Raw genomic sequence first — 22,604 nt, 5'->3', positions numbered from 1 at the left:
TTGTCACGACGCTGCTGAAGACCTGCCGTACGGCTCGACTTGCTTGGAGGACCCGTGACTTCGGTCGTCTACGGGTGTGAGTCGTGAGTATCGACCTACCCCCCGCCCTACAGCCGGTCTCCTATCTGGCGGGTTCGGCGTGGCCGAAGGGCGACGAGGACAAGATGTTCGCCCTCGCCGAGGTCTGGCGCGAAGCGGCCAAGGCGATCTCGGGCGGGAAGTCGGATCTGGTGTCCCAGGTCGTGACGATCGAGAAGGCGATCGAGGGCGCGTATGTGTCCGGCCCGGGCCGGGACACGATGCTGTCGACGCTGAAGGGTATCACCGACGACTCCAGCAAGCAGTCGCTGCAGGCCGTCGCGAAATCGCTGAACGATATGGCGGATTCGGTCGACCAGGTCGGTTGTGCGATCCAGTCCAACAAGATTCAGATCATCGTCGGACTGGCGATCCTGCTGATCGATCTGTCCTGGGCGTTCCTGGCCGGGCCGGCCGCACCGGCGGTGGAGGCCGCGGACATCGCGGCGACCCGTGCGGCACTGATGATCGCGCGCCGGATCGCGATGGAGATCATCAAAGCGGCGGCGATCGGCGCGGTCACCCAGGCGGTCACCGACGCGTTGATCCAGCTGATCCAGATCGCGCAACATCATCGGAAGTCGTTCGACTGGAACGAATTCGGCATGGCCACCACCGCGGGTGCGCTGGGCGGCGCCTTCGGCTACGGCGTCGGCAAGGTGCTGAGCAAGACCTTCAGCCGGACCCTCGGCAACGCGATGGAGAACCAGTTCGGCGGCCGGGCCCGTGCGATCACCGAGAACGTGGTCTTCGGCCTCGGCGGCGGTGTCGGTGGCATGCTCGGTGGCTCGGTCGGCGCGATGCCGTTCAACGGCGGGCAATTCCAGCTGAATACCGTCGGCATTCTCGGCGGTGTGGCCGGTGCGATGTCCGGCGGTGTCCGCGGATACCGGATGACCGCCGGGAATGTGCATGTGCCGCAGGTCGAGATGCCGAAGATCGCGGTCGAGCACGAGCCGATCGTGGGCGCGGGCAGTCCGCGGCCCGAATCCCTCACGGTGACAGCGCCGGAGAAACCGGTGGTCGGCGGAGCGAGCGGGTCGGGCGGGTCTTCCGGCCCGGGTGGATCGAACAGCACGAACGGGACCGGCGGCTCGAACGGACTCGGCGGCCAGAACGGCGATACGCTCGGCGGCAATCGCGGCACCGGTGGCAACGGTGTCGGCGGTAACGGCGTCGTCGTCGCCACCAACGGTAATCGCTCCGGCACCAGCGCTTCCGTGGTGGACGATCCGGCGCTCACCGGCGGTTCCAGCCGGGTCGAGACCGGAAGTCGTTCCGGAGCATCCGAGTACCAGTCGCCGACCGACCCGGTCGTCGAGACGAACGGTGGGGCGATCACCGGAAATCGTTCCGGTACCGATGCGCTCGGCGGCACCGGGGGCCGGTCGGGAACCGTTGGGGGACAGAACGAGCCGGTGCGCGAGCAGTCGCCCGCGTCGGTGACGAGCAACGATTCCGTCACGCAGGCGCCGGCTGCGTCCCGCAACGATCTCGGCGGCCAGAATGGTGTCCGCTCGCAGGACAGCGTTCCCGGGCAGACGAACCAGTCTCGGTCGACCACCACGTCCCCGGAGTCGCCGCCGGCACAACAGGAGCGGACGGGGCTCGGTGCGTCCGGGCCGAATCGTGCGGCCTCATCGTCGAATTCGACCGAGGCGAGTCCGGCGGTCAGCGCCCGCCGCGCCGAGAGTACGAGCACACCCGGCACCACGCGGCGCGAGACCGATACCGAGCAATCGGTGCCGGTCAAGCAGACCGGTGACGATGTGGTGACGCAGAACCGCTCCGACCGGCGCGGAAATCCGCTGCGCCCCAACGACGACGAACGTGGTAATCCGCTGCGCTCCGACGACGAGCGTGGTAATCCGCTGCGGTCCAACGACGACCAGCGTGGTAACCAACTGCGGTCCGACGACCAGCGCGGTAATCAATCGCGGTCCAACGACGATTCGCGCCTGCGGGATCGCGACGATCCGGCCCGGACCGTCGACCGGACGCCGGGCAAACCGACCCCTCCGCCGGAGGCGCCCCGGAATCTCGGGAAGCGCGACGAACCCGAGTCCTCGACCGGCAGCCGGTCGCTGCGGTCGAGCGTCGATGACCAGCGACCGAGTGTGGCCACGAGAACCGGCCTCGAGGACGATCATTCGACCACCGGCGGCAAGGGAACCGGCGACGAACGCGCCTCGATCGCCTCCGGTCATTCCGAGCCTCCGGTCACGGGCCGGCCGTGGTCCGAGGTCACGCTGGGTGGCGAGCGGCCGACGGTCGAGCGCAACCCCGCCGAATTCGTCCGTGAGCTACCGGAATTCGAGGGCACCGCGCTGCTCGGTGATACCGGGCACCACCGGCTGACCGCCCGGATCGACGAGCATCGGGTGCAGGTCTTCGACCACGACGGCAATCCCGTGCAGAGCTTCGGCAAGTCGAATCCCAGCGGTCTCGCGGGCCTGGCGATCCTGCTGGACGACCACGGCATCACCACCGTGCGGACCCTGGCCGACGAACATCGTTCGGTCACCTCGGAACCGATCAGACCCGCCGGCGGGCATTCGAGTCGGTCCGGAGATCGGAAGTCCGGCGCCGACCCGTCGCGCGAGGAGCATCGGCCGCCGTCGGAAGTCAACCGGCCCCGGAAGCCGTCCTGGAAGGACAGTGCCGGGCCGGAGCGCAGCCAGAAGACGCACAGCACCGACGCTTCGGGCGACATCCACCGCAGCACCGGTTCGGTGGCGAAGGAGATGCTGCTCCGCATTCCCGGGGTGGGACGGCTGTTGCGTTGGCTGTCCCAGGCTTTCGACCGGAACCACGGGAACCGCGAGGTGCATTTCGACAAGACCGAGGAGATCGTGCCGCCGCGGCACGAGGAGACCGCGCACGAGGGCGAGAGCCCGCAGCCGTTGCGCAATCGTCCGGACGGCAAGCCCGGCACGGGATTCCCGGAACCGCTGTTCCTGAACGAACGGGAGGCCGAGCAGTTCCGGGTCGTCGTGCACGACGGCAAGCTGTACAGCGCGAGCACCGGCAAGCTGGTGCACACCTCGGACTCCCCGGCCACCCGCTGGCCGACCCGCACCCGGCAGCACATGCTGATCCGGGACATGAACGACAACATGTACCTGGCACCGGATCTGGGCTGGGTACGGACCCACCAGGCGTTCGAGAAGTTGGGCGTGCACACCGCCGCGACCGCCGAGGTCCACCACGGTGTGCTGCAGTCGGTCACCGACCACTCCGGCGCGTACGTCCCGGACCGCGGCCGGGTGAAGGACCTGGTGAACAACACCCTGGGCGGTGTCGAAAAGGCCGACAGCTTCGAGCATTACGACTACAACGGCAAGCGGGTCACCGAGGCCGCGAGCGACGAGAAGTCCCCGCATTCGACTCCGGGCGGGCACGACGAGTCGAGCCCGCACGACGAATCCGAACCGACAGCGCCGCCACGGGATTTCATGGCCGAGGCCCAGCAGGTGCTGGACAACCACGCCAAGCACGGCTGGAAGGATCTGTCCCAGGAGGAGTTCTACCCGGCCGTCAAGAACGCCCTCGAGCACGGCAATGAGCACGAGTCGATGGCGGCCGCGGTCGAGGTGATCCGCCGCGAGACCGGTAAAACCCTGCGCGCGACACAGGTCATGGCCACACTCGCTATGCAGCACGGACCGATCGATATGGCCGCGGGTGAGGGTAAGACCCTGGTGTTCCTCGCCGACTCGATGATGAAGTCGTCGAAGTTGCGGGTGGTGCAGGTGTTCACCACCCGTGACAGCCTCGCCCGGGAAGCCTTCGATCTGTACAAGAAGACCCTGGAGCCCCTCGGTTTCGACATCATCCGGATGAATCCGGACAAGGCGTACGACAAACCGGCCGAGGGCAAATCGACGATCTACATCGGCACCCAGAACGATGCCGGATTCGGCCACCTGCGCGGGAATATCGTGCCGGGCCGCCGCGCCGCGATCGATGAGATCGACGAGGCGCTGGTTCACGCGGACACGACCTACATCCTGTCGGACGGCCCGGCGGAGCCCGCGGACGCGGCGACGATCGCGGCGGTGCACGAAGCGCGCACCTTCCTGAAGACGAACCTCGACTCCGGAAAGTTCACCCCCGCCGACTTCGGCCGGACCGAGGGGCAGATCGGCGGCCGCGCCGTGCTGACCGAGAGCGGGCGGGCGAAACTCGCGGAGTTGTGGGACGGCGAGGTGACCCCCGAGGTCGAGCGGCGGGTCAACATGGCCGCCTCGGCCGATATGGAGTTCGTGGAGAACGACCACTACATCGTGCACGAGGGCCGGGTCCTGATCATCGATCAGAGCACCCACAAGGTGATGTTCGATCCCGAGACCTCCACCGAGAGCCGCTGGAACGGTGGTCTGGCGCAGGCGGTCGAGGCGAAGCACAACCTGACGATCCGCTCGGACTCCAAGAGCTCCAAGGAGCTGTCGGCCTCGGAGATGTTCTCCGAGAAGCACTACGACGAAAAGACCGGCGCGTCGGGTACCGCCAAGGGCGTCGCGGAGGAGCTGAAGCAGAACTTCAACATGCCGGACGTCGTGGAGATCCCGCGTAACAAGGAACTCCAGCTGAACGTCGAGGCGGATCGAGTAGCCGAGAACCTCACCGAGAAGCACAAGATGATCGCCGACGACGTCGTCGAGAAACAGGCGGCCACCCGGCAGCCGCAGTTGATCATCGCGAACCGCAACAGCGAGGTCATGCAGCTGTCGAAGCTGCTGGACGAGCGGGGGGTCGACCACATCGCCGTCGACGCGTCCTGGTTCGCGAAGCACGGGGCCGCCGCCGAGGACGACTTGCAGAAGATCTTCCACGAGGCGGGTGCGCTCGGGAAGGTGCTGGTCATCAACCGGCAGGGTGGCCGTGGTGTCGACATCCCGATCACCGACGAGGTGAGCGAGGGGCACGGCGGTCTGCACGTCATCATGACCAGCCGGTCCGCCGAGTCGCGGGACTTCGACATCCAGGCCGAGAACCGCGCCGCTCGCGGTGGCCAGAAGGGTAGTGCCCGTTACTATCTCGCGGCCGACGACGATCTGTACGCGAAGACGGACCAGAGTCACGTCAAGACCGCGATCATCCGATACACGAATGCGGTCGAGGCGCACAAGGCGGCGCCGACGGAGACCACCGAGCAGACGCTGCGCGAGTCGGAAGACAAACTGCGGGAATTGGTTCCGCAGCTCCAGCATTCCGGTAAGGTCCGCCCGCAGCCGATCCAGCCGTTGGTGGTGCCCACAGCGCAGGACGACACTCAGCGCGACCCGCCGCCGAGGGAGTCGCAACTGCTGGGACCGGAGTCGGAACCGCCCGTGCCGGAGCGCGAAGCGCCGGTGCCGACGCGGCCCGGCGCCCCCGCCGTGGGATCGGTGGTGTCGCCGACATCTCCGGTGGTATCGCCGCCGGCTGCCACGACACCGCCCCTGTCGCACCTGTCGGTGGTGTCACCGCCAGAATCGCCGATCCAGCGGCCGGCCGATCTCGGGAATCAGACGCATCCGGCTCCGATGCAGCCGAATTCGCCGTGGGCAACCGCTGTTTCACCCCGGTCGCTGGATGGGCGGTCGGATCGGTCCGATTCCCCGGAGGCGGTGGCCGTCAACTTTGCGCTGTCGGAATCACCGGGTTTTCCCGTGCGGCATCCATCGGAGGCGCCGATATTCCACCCGATGCAGCCCACGACGCTGAATCAGCCCGGATCGCCGGCGGCGCAGTCGGTGGACAACACGTCGCTGCGATCGCCGCAGTCGCCGATCATCCAGCCGTCGGAATCCACGGTATTGCGGCCCGGCGAGGCCGCGGAAACCGAACCGGTTCAGCCGCACGGTACTTCGATGTCGCAGCCGACCGAAACCGCGCCGGTCCAGCCGCACGGGACTCCGGCGTTGCAGCCGACGGACTCGCTCGGTGATGCCATGCCGACGGCTACGCGGGTGGAGCCGTCCGAGACGGGCCGGGTCGACGAATCGCCGATGGTCGCTCAGGCGATCGGTGATCACCCGGTGGTCGTGGCCGACGAGCAGCACCCGAGCCCCGGACTGGTGAACTTCCTGGCCGACGGGGTGCGAGACGAGCAGCTGGCCGAGGCGATCGGGTTGAACAATCGTTTCAGCAGCGCGATCACCGGCCGGTTCCAGCCCATGCAGGCGCGGCTGCGTGCGCTGGAGAATCTGAGCGCCGCACTGTCCGGTCCGATGCGCGGCGACGAGAGCGCGCAGGTTCAGGAGCTGAAAACCGTTCGGCGGCTTGCAGATCTGCTGCGGTCCGAGGGTATCGTGCGTGGTTCGACGGCACCGACCGTCGCACACGTCGATGAGCTTCTGACGCGGTGGGGCGTGAGCCGCGGGGTGACCCCGATGCACCGGGTGTTGCTGCTCGACGTGCTGGACAAACTGAAGGTGACGGGCCACCGGATCACGGTGAAGCAGGCCCGCAATGCCTATCAGCAGTTCCTCGTTCGCCGGATCGGGGTCGATGACGGTACCGAGACGCTGTCGATCGGTTACCTGTCCCGCCGGTTCGAGGGGCTGACCGCCGAGGGCGCTGTCGTGCCGGCCCGGTTGCTCATCGCCGGTGTCGAACGGGACAGCCTGCGTCGGCTACACGACCTGATGGCCGCGGAGCTGCTGCCGAAACTGCGCGCCGGGAACGCGAACTCGGTGCAGGATGTGCCCCGGGTGATGAACTTCACGGTCTTCGGCGGTGAACTCTCCCCGGTCGCGCTGGCCAACATCAAGTCGTGGATCAGATCAGCGGGTGATTCCGACTGGACGTTCGCGCTGTGGACCGGTACCGCCAACAACGCGCTGCGCGACCAGCTCGCGAACGACCCGGAAATCGCGGCCGTCGCAGACAAGTTCGTCCTGCACGACAACCTGCACGAAGTTGTCACCGCCGCGGGCGGCCGGGAATTGGCCGCCGTCTACGAGGCGAGCCTGCAGACGGGAAACACCGAGTTGGCCGAGCAGATCGGCCGTTACGCTGTGCTGCTGTCCCGCGGCGGCGTATTCGCCGACCTCGGCCTGGCCCCCGGCGCGGTGCGATTGGCCGACCTCCAGCCGATGCCGATGCACGAGGCCGACGTTCCCGTGTTCGCGCCCCTGATCCGCGACAGCGCGACCCGGCTGCGCACCGATCCGGCGCGCACTGCGGCCGAGCAATTGCGGAGCGAGGTCGACAAGCAGTATCAGCGCGGCGAGATGAACGATCGTTTCGTCGTCGCGCCACAGAATTCGCGATATCTGGCCTACCTGCTCGGAGAGATCGCGAAGAATCGCGATACCGCCGGCGGCCGGGCCGATTCCGGCGACCACATCGCGGGCACTGTCCGCGCCTACGCCGAAGAAACGTTCGGGGTGACCGAACTGGCGGCGAAAGACTATGCCGCTGTGCTGGATCCGGCGGTCCTCGCCGCGTTCAAACCGCTGGCCTGGCTCACCGATAAGCAGAACGTACCGTTCGCCGAATCGGCGCCGGCCGCCGCGATGGCGGCTGCTGCGACCTCGACGACACCGGGGGAGTCGGCTTCCGCGGCCGCGGTCCGGACGAGTCCCGCGGCCGCGGAATCAAGCTCCGCGGCTGTGGTGGAATCGAGTCCCGAGGCTGCGGCGAAATCCAGCCCCGCGGCCGCGGTGAAATCGAGCGACGCGGCTGCGGTGCCGACCAATGCACGGATCCTCACGGGCACGTCCGATGAACTGCGCGCCGTCGCCCGGTCGTTGTTCGACGGCGAGTTCTCCGCAACCCTGGACCAGGCCCGGCTACAGGGGCGCAGCGGCCTCGCCACACTCCGGGACACGTTGTCCCAGTCCACGATTCCCGAGACCCGGACGGCCGGCCAGGTACTCGCTCAGGTAGTGGACGCGGCAGACCCGGACGCGGCGCTGGCCGAATTGCGCACCTACCGCTTGGCCCCGGCCGAGGCGCAGATGGCGACGCTGCAGGCAGCGGGACTCACGCTGACCACGGTCGCGGCGACCGGCAACTGCCTGTTCGAGTCGTTCGCCGTCGCCTCGGGAAGTACGAAGCACCACTTGACGATTCGAGACGAGGCGCTGAATTTCATCGCGGCGAATCGCGCGGACTTCCTCGCCCTCTATCATCCGAGGGGCGTCGCGGAGCAGCATCGCGAGGGCAGTTTCGACTACGAACTGGACCAGTTGCGTACCGCCGGTGTCTACAACAACGATCTGGCCGACCTGCTGCCGCGGGCGATCGCGGGATCGCAGGGGAAGACGATCGCGATCGTCGAAGAGCGGTGGCCGGCGTCTATCGATGAACTCACCGCCGCGGATGCCGTATTGGTGCGCATCGACTACGGCGGAGGTCACTATCATGCGGCGGTCCCGGCCACACCCGCCGCTGCGGTCGTCGAAACCGCCGAGGTCACCCCGCAACCCGCGCCGGTTACCCAGCGATCGAGCGCGGTCACCCAGCGACCGGGGCCTACGGCCTGGGAGCCGGTCGGTCGGTCCGCAGATTCGATCTTCGCCACCTTGGCACGAGCGTTGGACATCGAATCTGCACAGGAGATGCGGACGCTGCTCGCCACCGAACTGCAGGACAACCTGGACCACTACCGGCGGACGATGACGTCCGAGCGTTCCGACGCGCAGTGGGCGGCCGAACGCGTTCGGCGGCAGGATTACGACGCCAGGGCCGCCACCGATCCGACCTTCGAGCTCGCGAACCGGGACCGGGAGTCGCAGATACGGGCCTCGTTCAACCGGAAGTACTGGAACGACACGGATGCCCGGCTACAACTGGCAATCACGCAGCTGCAGGATCCCTCTCACGATTTCGAGGGTCATCCGGTTCGTGACAATGACCTCACCCAGCGCGAACTGCTGACCCTGGCCGCCCGCGGCTTCCACACCAATATCGCGCTGGCAGATTCCTCGCAGCCGCCGATCGAGGTCGAGGAAGCCTATTCGCGCGGAGTCATCCATCTGCGCCGTACCGCTGCCGGGCAGTACGAGATCGGCATCAATGCGGACGGTTCGCTGTACGCGCCGGTTCGCCCGATCGAACCGGCTGCGGCGCCGGTGCCGGGAGCGATTCCGCGCGAACAGATTCCGCCACCGTTCGATCGCGTGCTGGCCTCACAGCGAATTCCGCTCCTCGACGGCTCGGTCCTCGGGCACGGCTATGCCGGCGAGACCCGTCCGATCCGGGTGCTCACGGATCTGCAACTCGGCATGACGGAGGAGGAATGGGCCGCGCGGGCCGCGACCCTGAAGCCCGTGCTGTTCCGGGGCAAACCGTCGACTCATTACATGACCGCGGAGGAGCGCGAGCAACACCGGATCTTCATCGGCCCGGACGGCCGGTTGTATCAGGCGCGGGACGGCGCACCGTTCGACACCTCGGGCTCGAAATTCGTCATGGACGAGTTCGGCAACCTGTATTCCGGCAGCACCTCGATGGTGACCTTCCACTCGTCGTTCCTCGCCGGCCGGACGGTCACCTCGGCTGGGTATCTCATCGTGAAGGACGGCTTGCTGACGGTCATGACCGACCACAGCGGTCACTATCAGCCTACGCACGTTATGAACGACTACGGCCTGGACCTGCTGCGCCGGCGAGGACTGCGGCTGGCGCCCGATTTCCGGCGCCGGGACTACGATCTGACGACCGGCACCGGTCTGTTCGGGCCGGAGCGTGAGCGCGTCGGCGAGTTGCAGCGGCAGCGAGCGGAAGTCGACCGCAGGCTAGAGGCGCTGCGAGTGAAGGATTTCGTGCTCAACCGGCGCGAGCGGGTCGAGGCGACACCCGAGGTCCAGCAGCAACTCACGATGATGCGGCAGACTCTCGTCGCCGAGCAGACCGATCTCGACGACTGGGCAGCCAGGCTGGCACAGGATCTGGTGCGTCCTTCGGCCGAGCTGGAGCTGTATGTGCATCCCGCGCCGGTGTCGGTGCGGGATCGTATTGTGCCGCCGGAATTCCCGGCTCCGGCCACCGCTCGCGCGACCGCGGTCACCCGCACCGGTGTATTGGCACAGTGGTGGCGCGAGCACGGCCGGGACTGGTGGAACGCGCTGCAGTTCACCGACCTCGACTCGGAGTATCAGCGCCGCCTGGCGGTCGACTTCCCGGAACTGCGCAACGCCGACGGCATTCCCGCGACAGTGCGTGATGCGATCAACCGCGCCTATGTCGACACCGAGTCGCGCCGGCTGTCCGGCGTGATCGAGCGTTCGGCCGAGGAACAGCAGCGGGTGCTGCATCTGGAGGCCGTCAAGTACGCCTTGTCCGAAGCCGAGCTGGAGACCCGGCTGAATGCCGGCCGGGCGGGTGTGCAGGCGCCGGTGCACCTGCTGAAACTGGATATGGCCGCGTTCGACGGCCGCGGGGCGATGGTGCTGGGCATCGGGGATGTCGATGCGGCGACTTCCGTGGTGTGGCGCGCTGTCGACGGCGGCGTCGCATTGGATTCGATGTCCGGCGAATTGACCCTCGGTGTGGCGCATTTCGTCGATGCGAAGCGCGCGGATCCCACCACCGAGGTGGCCGCGGTGGTGTGGGTCGACCACCGGAATGCCGACTCGTCGCGGAGTAACGCCTTGCGGGCGTGGGTCGCGGCCCGGACTTCGCGGGGCGAGCGTTCCCGCCGCCTGAAGACCGCGCTGACGACCTTCGGCGAAGCGCGTCGGGCCCATTCGACGACCGCACCCGACATTCGGGTGGTCGACACCCTTGCGCCCCTGAATCGGGCCTCGGGACGGGTGACCGGTGGCAACGGCAGGCCGGTCGGCGTGCATTACGCCGTGGCGCAGGTGATCTCGGAACTGGAGCGCGAAACCCACGTCACCGCTCCGGTCGCATCGGACCCGACCGCGCTGGTGGCCCCGGCGCCGCCACAGCAGGCCGGGCCGCAACCCCTCGCCGTGCAGCCCGCCACAGCGGATGCGGCGACCCAGCAACTGCGGAACTGGTTCGCGCGCAACACTTTCAACGACGCCTTCGATCGTGCGGTGCGGGGCGGGGTGGTGCGCGACGGCACCGTCACCGACCCGGAAGCGGCCGACCTCGAAGGCATGTCGCAGGACGCCCGGCAGCCGGAAGCAGGGCCGGGCCTGCTGGAGAACGATCCCGCGACCGGTGTGCAGTGGGGCGACGACGAGATCGCCGGCTTCTTCGATCGGATGGAGGCCGAGGCCGCGGCGTCGGTGCAGCAGGCCGCCGCGCCGATTGTGCCGGCGGCCGCCGCGAATCAGCAAGCGCCGCAACGGGCCACCTTCGACGATCTGCATCCCTTCGTCGCGCCCGCGATCGAGGAGCGGGTGCCGTCCGATCGGATGGTGGTGCTGGACAAGGCCGGTAACACCCGCCGGTTCGGGATCGGCAGCGGCTGGCGGCGGGTCGCGGGCCCCACGGTCACGGAGAACGGCCGGGAATACGTCGGGCTCGTGCCCGTGGACCAGACCGGTGACCACAATCCGATTCTCGTGAGCAAGGGGATCGTCGACCGGGCCTTCGTAGAAGAGGAATCCACCGGCTGGTTCTCGCGGACGAAATACCTACTGGCCACGTCGGGTATCTGGTTCGACGGCTCAGACGGTGAACCCGTGACGCTGCCGCTCGGTTCGACGGCCGCGGTGCGCCGAGTGGAGAATCGCGACGGCACCCTGGACCCGGACACGATCATGATCCGTGATCCCGCCGACAAGAATCCGGGTACCGCGTGGCGGCGGCTCGCGACGCAGACGGCCGGGATCCGGCTGTCCCGGCTGCAAAAGATCGACGCCCCGTTGTGGGGGCCGGCGGGTCCGCGGGATTCCGATGTCGCACAAGGTTATCTGGGTGACTGTTACCTGATCTCGAACATGCTGGAGTTGGCGCGCACTCCGGGCTTGTTGTCGGAGATGATGCGCGATCTGGGTGATTCGGTGGCGGTGCGGTTCTTCGACAAGGATCGCAACGAGGTGTGGCAGCGGGTCACCAAGGATGTCTATCTGAACGCGGACGGGGCCGCCCGGAATGTGGCGCTCCGCAACGGCGTGCTGTGGCCGGCGATGCTGGAGAAGGCGTATGCGGTCTTCGCCGGCGGCGAGAAAGGTTACCTCGGAATCGAAGGCGGCACTGCGGATATCGCCGCAGCGGCGATCATGCCGGATGTGCTGCCGGGCAGCTACGGGCCGCAGCCGGCGCGGACCGTCGGCGACGCCTACTTCCTGCATCCGATGCGGCTCGATCTGGACACGACGCGGCAATTGACGGGCTCCGACGAGGAATTCGCCAGGCGGATAGGATCGCTACAGGCCGAATGGGAAGCGGCGCTGCACGCGCACATGGCCCGGGAACGCAACCCGTTCGCGAACGCCGACGATGCCGAACTGGTGAACCTGCTGACGGTGCAGCACGGCCCGGCGCAGGCGATGCGGGAATTCCTGGACATCATCAAATGGCGCAACCCGGCGCTCAGCGAGGGCTTCCGGAACTTCCTGCAACAGCGTTTCAGCAGAGCGGAACTGGCTCGCTGGGAGCCGGAGATCGACCGGCTCGTGCAGCATGTCACCGTCGAGGATTCGTGGCAGCACACCACACCCGACCCGATCGTGACGCACTCGGCCGCCGAGCGGATCCAATTCGCCCTGGACCGTGGCGATCTGGTGATGCTGGACACCCGGAAGTGGGGCACCGGCACCGAGGACACCTTCGAATTCCCCGGCCTGGTAGGCGGTCACAGTTTCGCGGTGCTCGGGATCGAGCGGAATGCCCTGGGCGAACCGGTGGCGGTGGCCCTGCGCAATCCGTGGCGGCGGCACGGGCATCCGGGCGAGGCGTTGTTGCCGCCGATGGCCGGGATCACCCAGTACCGGGACGGTGTGCTGACGGTCGGGCTCGAACACCTGAACAAATTCAACGGGCTCACCGTCAGTGGTAGCGGGGCCCGCGGAATATTCGGCCTCGACCAGGTCGCGGAGACGACCTTCGACCGGCTGGTGCGCACCGGTCCGTCGGCGGAAGAGAACGCAGCCGATGTGCCGGCAGCACGAGTCACCAACGGGGAGGTGCGTGGGCGGGCCGGGGAACCGGCGCGGCAGGCCGCCGAGGTTGCCCGGCAGCGCCGATTGCTGAATGTCCAGGACGCCGCGCTGGGCAGGCGTGCGGGCTCCGCCGCGTCGCTCGAGGTACTGCGGTACCTCGCCCGGGAAGGCGCCCGGATCGCGGCCTGGCGAAACGATCTGGACGAGTGGTCGCGACTGCTCGCCGCCGGGCAGGTGCGGCCCGCCACCGAAGTGGGGCTGTACGCGCATCCGGAGCCGGTGTCGGGACAGGACCGGATCGTGCCACCGGAATTCCCGCCGGCGGCGCGAAGGCCGGAGGTGCGCACCAGGACCCACGAACTGGCGACCTGGTGGTGGCGGCACGGCCGGCAGTGGTGGAGCGACCTGCACTTCGCCGATCTCGCCCCGGAACATCAGCACCGACTGGCCACCGGCTTCCCGGAACTGCGCAACTCGAACGGTATTCCGGGCGACATCCGCGACCTGCTCAACCTGACCTACGCCGAGACCGAACTCGGGAAACTCGCCGAACTCGATCAGTTGTCGCCGAAACAGCAACAGCGGCAACAGAATCTGGAGAATGTCCTCGGCATCCGGTACGACGCCGAGCTGGAGGCGGCGCTCGTCGCCGATCGGGCCGGCATCACCGCGCCGCCGGTGCGCCTGCTGGCATTCGATCCCGACGCCGCCCCGGGGCGCGGCGCGGTGGTGCTGGCGATCGGCGACCTCGATGCCGCGGATGCGGTCTCGTGGCATGTGACCGGCGACGACGTCTCACCGGCCGCCATGTCCGGAGAACTGACCACCGCGCTGGGCCGGTTCGTCGCGGACACCCAGCAGAACCGGGGTGCGCCGATCGCGGCGGTGGTGTGGGCCGACCATCGCGGCGTGACCGGAATTGCCTCACGCACAACACGTTTCGCACCGGCATCGCGGGCGCGAGCGACCGCGTTGCAGAATGCGCTGGCCGCCTTCGACGAGGCCAGGCGCGCCACGGTGATCGACCCCGTCGAGGTCCCGGTCCGCGTTTTCGACGCGCGCACCGCCGCCGACGATGCCATGCCGAATGTCACCGTGGCGGCGACCGCCGGTCCCGAGGCAGCGATCGGTGCGAGGGCCTCGCGCACGTCGTCCGACGGCGTCGTGGTGGCGGTCGAATCCTCGCGTGGCCGAACGAGTCTGGCGGACTTCCTGTCCAACGGTTCCCCCGATCAGCAGCTGGCCGAGGCGATCGGGCTGCACCGGCTGACCGGCCGGTTCCGTGATCCTGGGCCACAGTTGCGCGCGCTGGACTATCTGCGCGTCTCGCTGGCCGGCCCGGTGCGCGGCGGCCGTAAGGATCAGGTGCAGGAGCTGACCACCGTGCGGCGGCTCGTGGATCTGCTGCGGTCGGAGGGCATCCTGCGCGGTTCGACGCCGCCGACGATCGCGCACGTTGATCAGCTACTGGCGCAATTCAATACGCGCCGCACCGTGACACCCATGCAGCGGGCGTTGCTACTCGATGTGCTGGACAAGCTGAAGGTGAAGGGGAAGAAGCTCACCGCCGATCAAGTCCGTAATGCCTACCAGCAGTTCCTCACCCGTCCGGTCGGATCCACCGACAGCGTCACCATCGACGGCCTGTCCCGCCGATTCGATCAACTGACCGCGGCCGGCGCGGTGGTGCCGGCCCGCCTGCTTATCGCGGGCGCCGATCGGGACGGTCTGCGCCGGCTGCGCGACCTGATGACCGCGGACCTGATGCCGAAGCTGCGCGCCGCGGACGCGAGCCGAGTGCACACGGTGCCGCAGGAGATGAATTTCGCGGTGTCCGGCGATGAGCTGACGCCCGCGGCGCTGGCCAATATCAAGGCGTGGATCCGGTCGGCCGGTACCACCGATTGGACGTTCACGCTGTGGACCGACGCCGGCAACGATCGGCTGCGCATCCAGTTGACGAACGATCCGGACATGGCGGCGTTCGCGGACAGATTCACCGTGCGCGACGATATGCGGGACGTCGTCGCGGCGCTCCGCGATCCGCACTTGGTGGCCGCCTACGATTCCGCCACGAACTCGGGGAAGCCAGGGCTGGCCGCGGAGATCGGCCGCAACGCGGTATTGCTGTTCCGCGGTGGTGTTTTCACCGACCCCGGCCTGGCTCCCGGTGGCGTGCAGCTGGCAGGCATCCGGCCGATGGCCATGCACGAGAACGACGTTCCGGTATTCGCGCCGGTTCTCTTCGACGCGGCGCCGGCGCCGGATCGCGGGCTCCCCCACGCGGAGCAGGTCCGGCGGGCGGTCGATCGGCAGTATCGGAACTCCCGGATGAACGACCGTTTCCTGGTCGCGCCGCCGAATTCGCGATACCTGTCGCGTCGGCTGGCGCAGCTTGCGGGGACTCCGAATCGTCCGGACCGGACCGCGGGTTTCGAGGTCTCGGGCACGATCGGTGAGTACGTCGAGGACGCTTTCGGATTGCGGCTGCTGTCCGCCGACCATGCCGCGGTGATCGATCCCGCGATCCGCGGGGCATTCGAATCGGTGGCCTGGCTCACCGACCGGGGGACTGTGCCCTTCGCGGACGCGCGGACGACGCCGGCCACCGACGCCGATCCGGCCGCCGCCACGGTCACCCCGGCCACCGCGAACCGGGTGACTCCGAGGGTACGAACGGCAACAGGCCATCCGGCTCTCACCGGTGCGCCGGATCAGCTCCGGCAGGCGGCGCGGGCGATGTTCGACGGCACGCACTCGGTGTCGCTGGACCTGGCCCGGCGACAGGGCCGCGAGGCTCTCGTGTCGATGCGGCAAACGCTCACCATGCTCCCGACTCCCGACGCTCGCGCGGTGGTCGCGGCGCTGGATCAAATCCTGACCGCGACCGACCTCGACGCCGCGTTCGCCGAATTGCGTACCTACCGGTGGGCCCCGAGCCGGGCGCAGACGGCGGCGCTGCAGGCGGCGGGACTGACCCTGACCGAGGTCGAGGCCACCGGCAACTGCATGTTCGAGTCGTTCGCCGTCGCTTCGGGAAGTACGAAGCACCACTTGACGATTCGCGACGAGGCACTCGACTACATCGCGGCGAATCGGGCGGCCTTCCTCAGCCTTTATCATCCGCGCGGCGTCGCCGACTACAACCGCGCGCTGACGTTCGACCGCGAACTGGGCGAGTTGCGCGCCACCGGTGTCTACAACAACGATCTGGCGGATCTCCTGCCTCGGGCGATCGCGGGATCGCAGGGCAAGACGATCGCGATCATCGACGAGCGGTGGGCGACCCCGGCGCACGAAATCGCCGCCGCGGACGCGGTACTGGTGCGGATCGACTACGGCGGCGGGCACTATCACGCGGCGGTCCGGCCCACCGCCGGACCGCAACAGGCGCCGGTCGTCCAGCGGTCCGGTCCCGCGGCGTGGGAACCGATGGGTACTCCCGCGGATCCGCTGTTCGCCACGCTGGCACGGACATTCGACATCGATTCCTCGCGGGAGATGCGGGAGGTGCTGGCCGAGGAACTGCAGAACAATATCCGGCACTATCGGGAGACGATGTTCTCCGAACGTTCGGCAGCGCAATGGGCAGCCGAACGGATCCGGCGGCAGAACCACTTCGAACGGGCCGCCACCGATCCGGCCTGGGCGGCCGCGCATGCCGACGTGGAGTGGCAGCGCCGGGACACGTTCGACCGGAATTTCCGGGAGGAGACGAACAACCGCCTGCAACAGGCGCGAACCCAGTTGCTGGACCCTGCACACGATTTCGGGCAGCATCCGGTTCGCCACGGTGACCTCACGCACCGTGAACTGCTGGTGCTGGCCGCCCGCGCGTTCCGCGCCGATATCGTGCTCGACACTGCGTCGGGACCGTCGATCCATGTCATGGAGAACGACCGGCGGGGCACAATCCATCTGCGCCGCACCGAGACCGGGCAGTACGAGATCGGCCTGAACGCGGACGGTTCGCTGTTCTCGTCGGTTCGGCCGATCGTGCCGTCGGCGGTCACGATGCCGGGAGCGATTCCGCGCGACCAGATTCCGGCTCCGTTCGATCGAGTACTGGCCTCGCAGGCGATTCCGCTGCTCGACGGCGCGGTGCTAGGCCATCACTACGCCGGCGAGAACCGGCCAGTGCGGGTGCTCACGGATCTGAAACTCGGCCTGACGAAGCAACAGTGGGCCAGAGCCACCGCGAAGCTGAAAGCGCTGGAATTCCGGGGCGAGCCGCCGACGCACTACATGACGCCGGCGGAGCGCGAGCAGCACCGTATCTTCGTCGCGCCGGACGGGCGGTTGTATCAGGCCCGGGACGGCGCCCTGTTCACCACCTCGGGTGCCAGATTCGTCATGGACGAATTCGGCAACGTGTATGCCGGCGACACCTCGGTGACGCGGTTCCACTCGTCGTTCCTCGGTGGCCGGACGGTCACGGCCGCAGGGTATCTGAGCGTCGACGCCGGCGTCCTGCGCATCATGTCCGACCACAGCGGTCACTACGCGCCCCGGGCAGACATGAACGATTTCGCGCTGGATCTGCTGCGCCGGCGGGGACTGCGGCTGACACCGGATTTCCAGCGGCGTCGTTACGACCAGCACCGGCGCCGTGGTGGTGTGAGCGGGCCACAGCGTGAACGGGCCGGGGAGCATGCCCGCCAGTTCGCCGAGGTGGTCCGCCTGCGCCGGATCATCGGCGCGCACGACACGGTGCTGAGCAGGCGCGAGCGGACCGCCACCACACCTGTTCTGCGACAACAACTCGCGATGGAACGGCAGGGTCTCGCCGCCCGGCAGACCGATGTCGACGCCTGGGCGAACCTGCTGCATCAGGGCAGGATTCGGCCTTCGGCCACGCTGAACCTGTTCGCGCATCCGGAGCCGAAGTCGGAGCAGGATCGGATCGTGCCGCCGGAGTTCCCGGCGGCCGACCGTACCCTGACCGATGCCCGCACGCGCACCGGGGAACTCGCGAAGTGGTGGGGTGATCACGGCCGGACCTGGTGGGAGAGCCTGCAATTCACCGATCTGGCCGCGGAGTATCAGCGCCGCCTGGCGATCGACTTCCCGGAACTGCGTAATGCCGAGGGTATTCCGGCCGCGGTGCGGAACACGCTCAATCGCGGTTACATCGATGCGGAGCTGGGCAGGCTGGACGGGATCCCCTACCCGTCGCGGCAGCAGGCGATGCGGAAGGCGAATCTGACCGCGGTACTCGGCGCCGTCTACGACGCCGAGATGGAGGTGTACCTCAACGTCGGCCGGACCGGTACGCATCCACCCGTGCATCTGCTGAATCTCGAGCCGAACGCGTTCAACGGGCTCGGTGGCGTGGTGCTGGGCATCGGTGATGTCGACACCGCGGATTCGATCGTGTGGCGGGCCGCCCCCGGTGACACTCGGCTGGCCTCGATGTCGGACGAATTGTCCACTGCCATGAATCATTACGTCGAGACGCTGCGAGCGAACCCCAGCGCCGCAGCCGCCACCGTGCTGTGGCTCGGTCACCGGGCATCGACCGCACCGGGCACGCGCGAGACACCCCAGGCCACGCGGTCCCGCGTGCTGAACGCCGCGGTGGCGGCGTTCGACGCGGCGCGCGGCGCCGGTTCGGCACCCGCGCCGACCGTCCGGGTGGTCGACGCCGGTGCGAACCGGAGAACGACCGCGAATCCGATCCCACCGTCGCACGGAAGACTGCTTCCGGCGACCCCGCTACGTGCTGCGGCAGTGCGACGGATCCCGGCCGGACCGCGGCCGATGGGCGCGCCCTCCCGGGCGCGCCCGGTGGCCGCGGCACTCGATCCCGCGAGTGCGGAGCTGTGGAATTTGTTCGCCCGCAACATGTTCAACGACACGTTCGATCGTGCGGTGCGGGGACGTGCGGTGCGCGACGGCAGCGTCACAGATCCGGAGTTCACGGATCTTGCGGGACTGTCCGACGATGTGCTGCGTCCGGCGGCGGGACCGGGTCTGCTCGAAGACGATCCCACGACGGGTACGCAGTGGGACGACAACGAGATCGGCGGCTTCTTCGAGCGGATGGAGGCGGAGGCCGGGCCGGCCGGCACCACGCCGCGGCAGACCCGGTCTCGGGCGCTACCGGTAGCGCCGACCACGGCGACCTTGATGCAGCTCCCACCGGTCACCACCCTGCCCGTCGAAGGGACGGTTCCCGCCGATCGGCTGGTACTACCGGACCGGACCGGGGTGCCCCGGCGATTCGTCACCGGCAGCCGTTGGCGGCTGACCCTTGCCCTGCCGATCGTCGATCCCGTCACCGGCGACACCTTCGTCGGTTTGGTTCCGCACCAGCAACGTTCCGACGCCGATCCGGTCTGGGTGAAAGCCGAGCTGGTCGCGGCAGCCTTCACGCGCGCGCCGAACCTTGCCGTGTCGGACCATCTGATCGCCGGCGCCGGTCTGTGGTTCGACGACAACGGCTCACTCACCTCGCTGAAGGCCGACGCGAACATTCTGGTCAAGCCCGCGGAGCGCCCCGACGGAACGCCCGACACCGACACGGTCATGGTCGCCGATCAGCGGGGCACCCAGTGGCACCAGTTGCCGCGCCGGTTGTTCGGGGACTCGATGCCGGACCTGCAGTTCTTCGACGCTCCGCTCTGGAAGCCGGGCGGCCCGACCGAAGCCGATGTGCGGCAGGGCTTTCTGGGAGACTGCTACCTGATCGCCAATATGCTCGCACTGGCACGTCGTCCCGAGTTGATCACCGATATGATGCACGACCTCGGCGACTCGGTGGCCGTGCGTTTCTACCGACCGGATGGCACCGAGCAATGGGTGCGAGTATCCAAGCATCTGTACACCAACTCCGACGGCACCGCGCGCCACGCCGCGGTCCGCGACGGGGTGCTGTGGCCGGCCATCCTGGAGAAGGCGTATGCGGCGTTCAAGAGCCCGCATCTGGGCTATGTCGGTATCGACAGCGGTAGGACGGAGGACGCGGCAGCGGCCATCATGCCGGAGCTCCTGCCGGGCAGCTACGGCCCGCGCCCGGCGCGTACGGCGAACGATGCCTTTCCCCTGCAACCGATGCGGATGGACGCCGATACGATCCAGCAATTGACCGGTGGCGACGAGGAATTCGCCGCTGCGATCGTCTCGTTGCAGGACACGTGGACACGGGCCGTACACGCCCACACGATCCGGGAGCGGAATCCGCGTGCGAGACCCGGCGACCGGGCGTTGTACGCGAATCTGTTGCAACAGCACGGGTCCGGGGCGGGCACGGCAATGCGGGCGTACCACGCGGCGCTGCGGCCGGATAATCCGGCGCTGTCGACCGGCTTCCGCGCTTTCCTGCAGTGGCATCTGACCGCGGCCCAGCAGACCCGCTGGTCCGCGGAGATCTCCCGATTGGTCACGCACGCCGAAATCGACGAAGAGTGGCGTACTCGGACGCCGGATCCGGCCGTGACGCAAACGATCGCCGAACGCATCCAATACGTGCTCGATCGCGGCGATCTGGTCACGCTGTCCTCCCGCCGCTGGGGACAGACCCCCGAGGACACAGAGCAGTTCCCCGGTCTGGTCGGTGGCCATGGATATGCGGTGCTCGGCGTTCAGCGCGACACCGCCGGCAATCCCGTGGCGCTGGTGCTCCAGAATCCGTGGCGCGGTCACTGGCAGCACGGAACGTCGCCGAGCACGTTGCTGCCCGGAATCAGCCACAGCGAGCACGGCGTACTGACCATGCGGCTCGAACATCTCGGCAAGTTCGACGAACTGACGGTCAGCGGTTCCGGGGCGCGTGGGTTGTTCGGCCTCGACCCGTTCGTACGGCCGACCCTGGACCGCAACATCGGCGCGGCCGCGGGGGCGTCCGAGTCCGACGCGGCGATCGCGGCGGCAGCGGCCTTCGATCGTCAGGTGCACAGCGCCGCGGCCCCGGAACGACTGGAATCGGCCCCGCCGTCCGTGGCCGACCCGGTGGTGGCCGAATTCGGTGCGACCCGGGCAGTGCGCTGGCGGCGCAGGTTGCAGAGTGCGTTGCGGATACTCCGATTCCGCGGATCCCGGACCCGTGATGTCCCGGCCGTAGCGCAGCCCGGTGTCACCGCCCAATCGACCGTGACGCCGGAGACAGCCGGATCGATCGGACCGGCGGAGCCGAATGTCATCGCTGCGACGGAGACCGCGGAGTCGATCCGATCGCAGGCCGGCGATATCGACGGCGAGATGCTGGAAGCCATCGCCTCGACCGGGCAGCCGATCCGTTTCACCGCCGCCGACGTGATCAGTAATGCGCTGGTGGACAAGGACGGTCGCACCATCGGTGTCACCTTCATGCAGGGCCGGGACCTGGCCGGAATGGAGAGCTGGGCGAAGGCGCCGCTGGGACACGACAATGTACTGAAAACCCGCGCGGGCGACGATGACCTGGTGGAAGTGGCCCGCCGTGGCCTGGTGCCGCAGGAGTCGCTGGTCCTGGCGCCGTGGTTCCGCGATTATGTGCGCAACAAGGACAAGCCGGGCTATCCCGGTCCCGTGTACCTCGACACCCACGCCGGGCCCGATGGTTTTGTGGTGCACCTGAAATCCGGTGTCAAGGCGTTCGTCGACGGGGAGACCTACGCGAAGATCGCCCAGTCGACGCAGGCGTTCCACGACGCGCTCAACGGCCGTACCGGCAAGTCGTTCGTGCTGTTGTCCTGTTACGCCGCACAGGGTTCGCTGGCCGGGGACTTCTATGACGCCATCCGAACCAATTTCCCGATCTCTCGCGTCTACGCCTCCGAAGGGGTCATCAGCGGGTTCGGCTCGCCCGGCGTGGGGGCCATCCTGGGCGCCCACCACAACGCCGGATGGGTTTCCTTCTTCAGGAACCGGGGATTCCGGCACGCCTACACGCAGTACGAGGACGATCCCGGCACCGGACAGGTCGCCGATTCGCCGACTCGGGAGAGTACGGCGGTTGCGGCGCAAGCGGTTTCGGGCACCGATGCCGAACCGGTGGTGGCCACGACGACCGCCGAGCCGGGCACTACGCCGGCTGCCGACCCGATCGTTGTCACCCATTCCGCCTCGGTTACCGCCGCTCCCGTCACCGAATCCGCGACGGCGGAGGCGTCCCGATCCGTGTCGGCCGGCCGGGCGGGGAGCTGGCGATCGTATCTGCGGTCCCGGGCCGCGGGCGGTCGGTTCGCGGCGGCCGACCGTGGGCTCGACAGGGTGCATCGGAGTCGGCGCGCGCGCGGCCTGCGCGGCTGGATCGGCCGTTCGGTCCGGGGCGACGCCGGGCCGGCGGCGCGGTATGCGGACTCCTCCGGCGACTCGGTTTTCACCGGTACGCCCGAGGAATTGCGGGACGCGGCGCGGGCGCTGTTCGACGGTACGTATTCGGTCCCGATGGACCTGGCCCGGCTCCAGGGCCGCAATGGACTCACGTCGCTGCGGAACTCGCTGACGGCGTTGCCGACTCCCGATGCCCGCGCGGTGGTCGCGGCGCTCGATCAGATCCTGACCGCGGCCGACCTCGATGCCGCATTCGCC

The 22,604-nt window shown here is 68.2% G+C and carries 1 protein-coding gene (only partly in view); it reads left to right on the top strand.

The features are described from left to right. Positions 1-83: 83 nt before the first annotated feature. Positions 84-22,604, top strand: partial view of a C2 family cysteine protease gene (locus G361_RS0131595; RefSeq protein ID WP_020647650.1) — the 5' portion only. It continues 18,792 nt past the right edge of the window; only the first 22,521 of its 41,313 coding nucleotides appear in the window; its start codon is at positions 84-86; the stop codon falls past the right edge of the window.

This window comes from Nocardia sp. BMG111209, assembly GCF_000381925.1.
Classification (GTDB): Bacteria; Actinomycetota; Actinomycetes; order Mycobacteriales; family Mycobacteriaceae; genus Nocardia.
The sequence above is the reverse complement of the archived record's forward strand: the minus strand, read 5'-3'. Positions and strand labels throughout refer to the sequence as shown.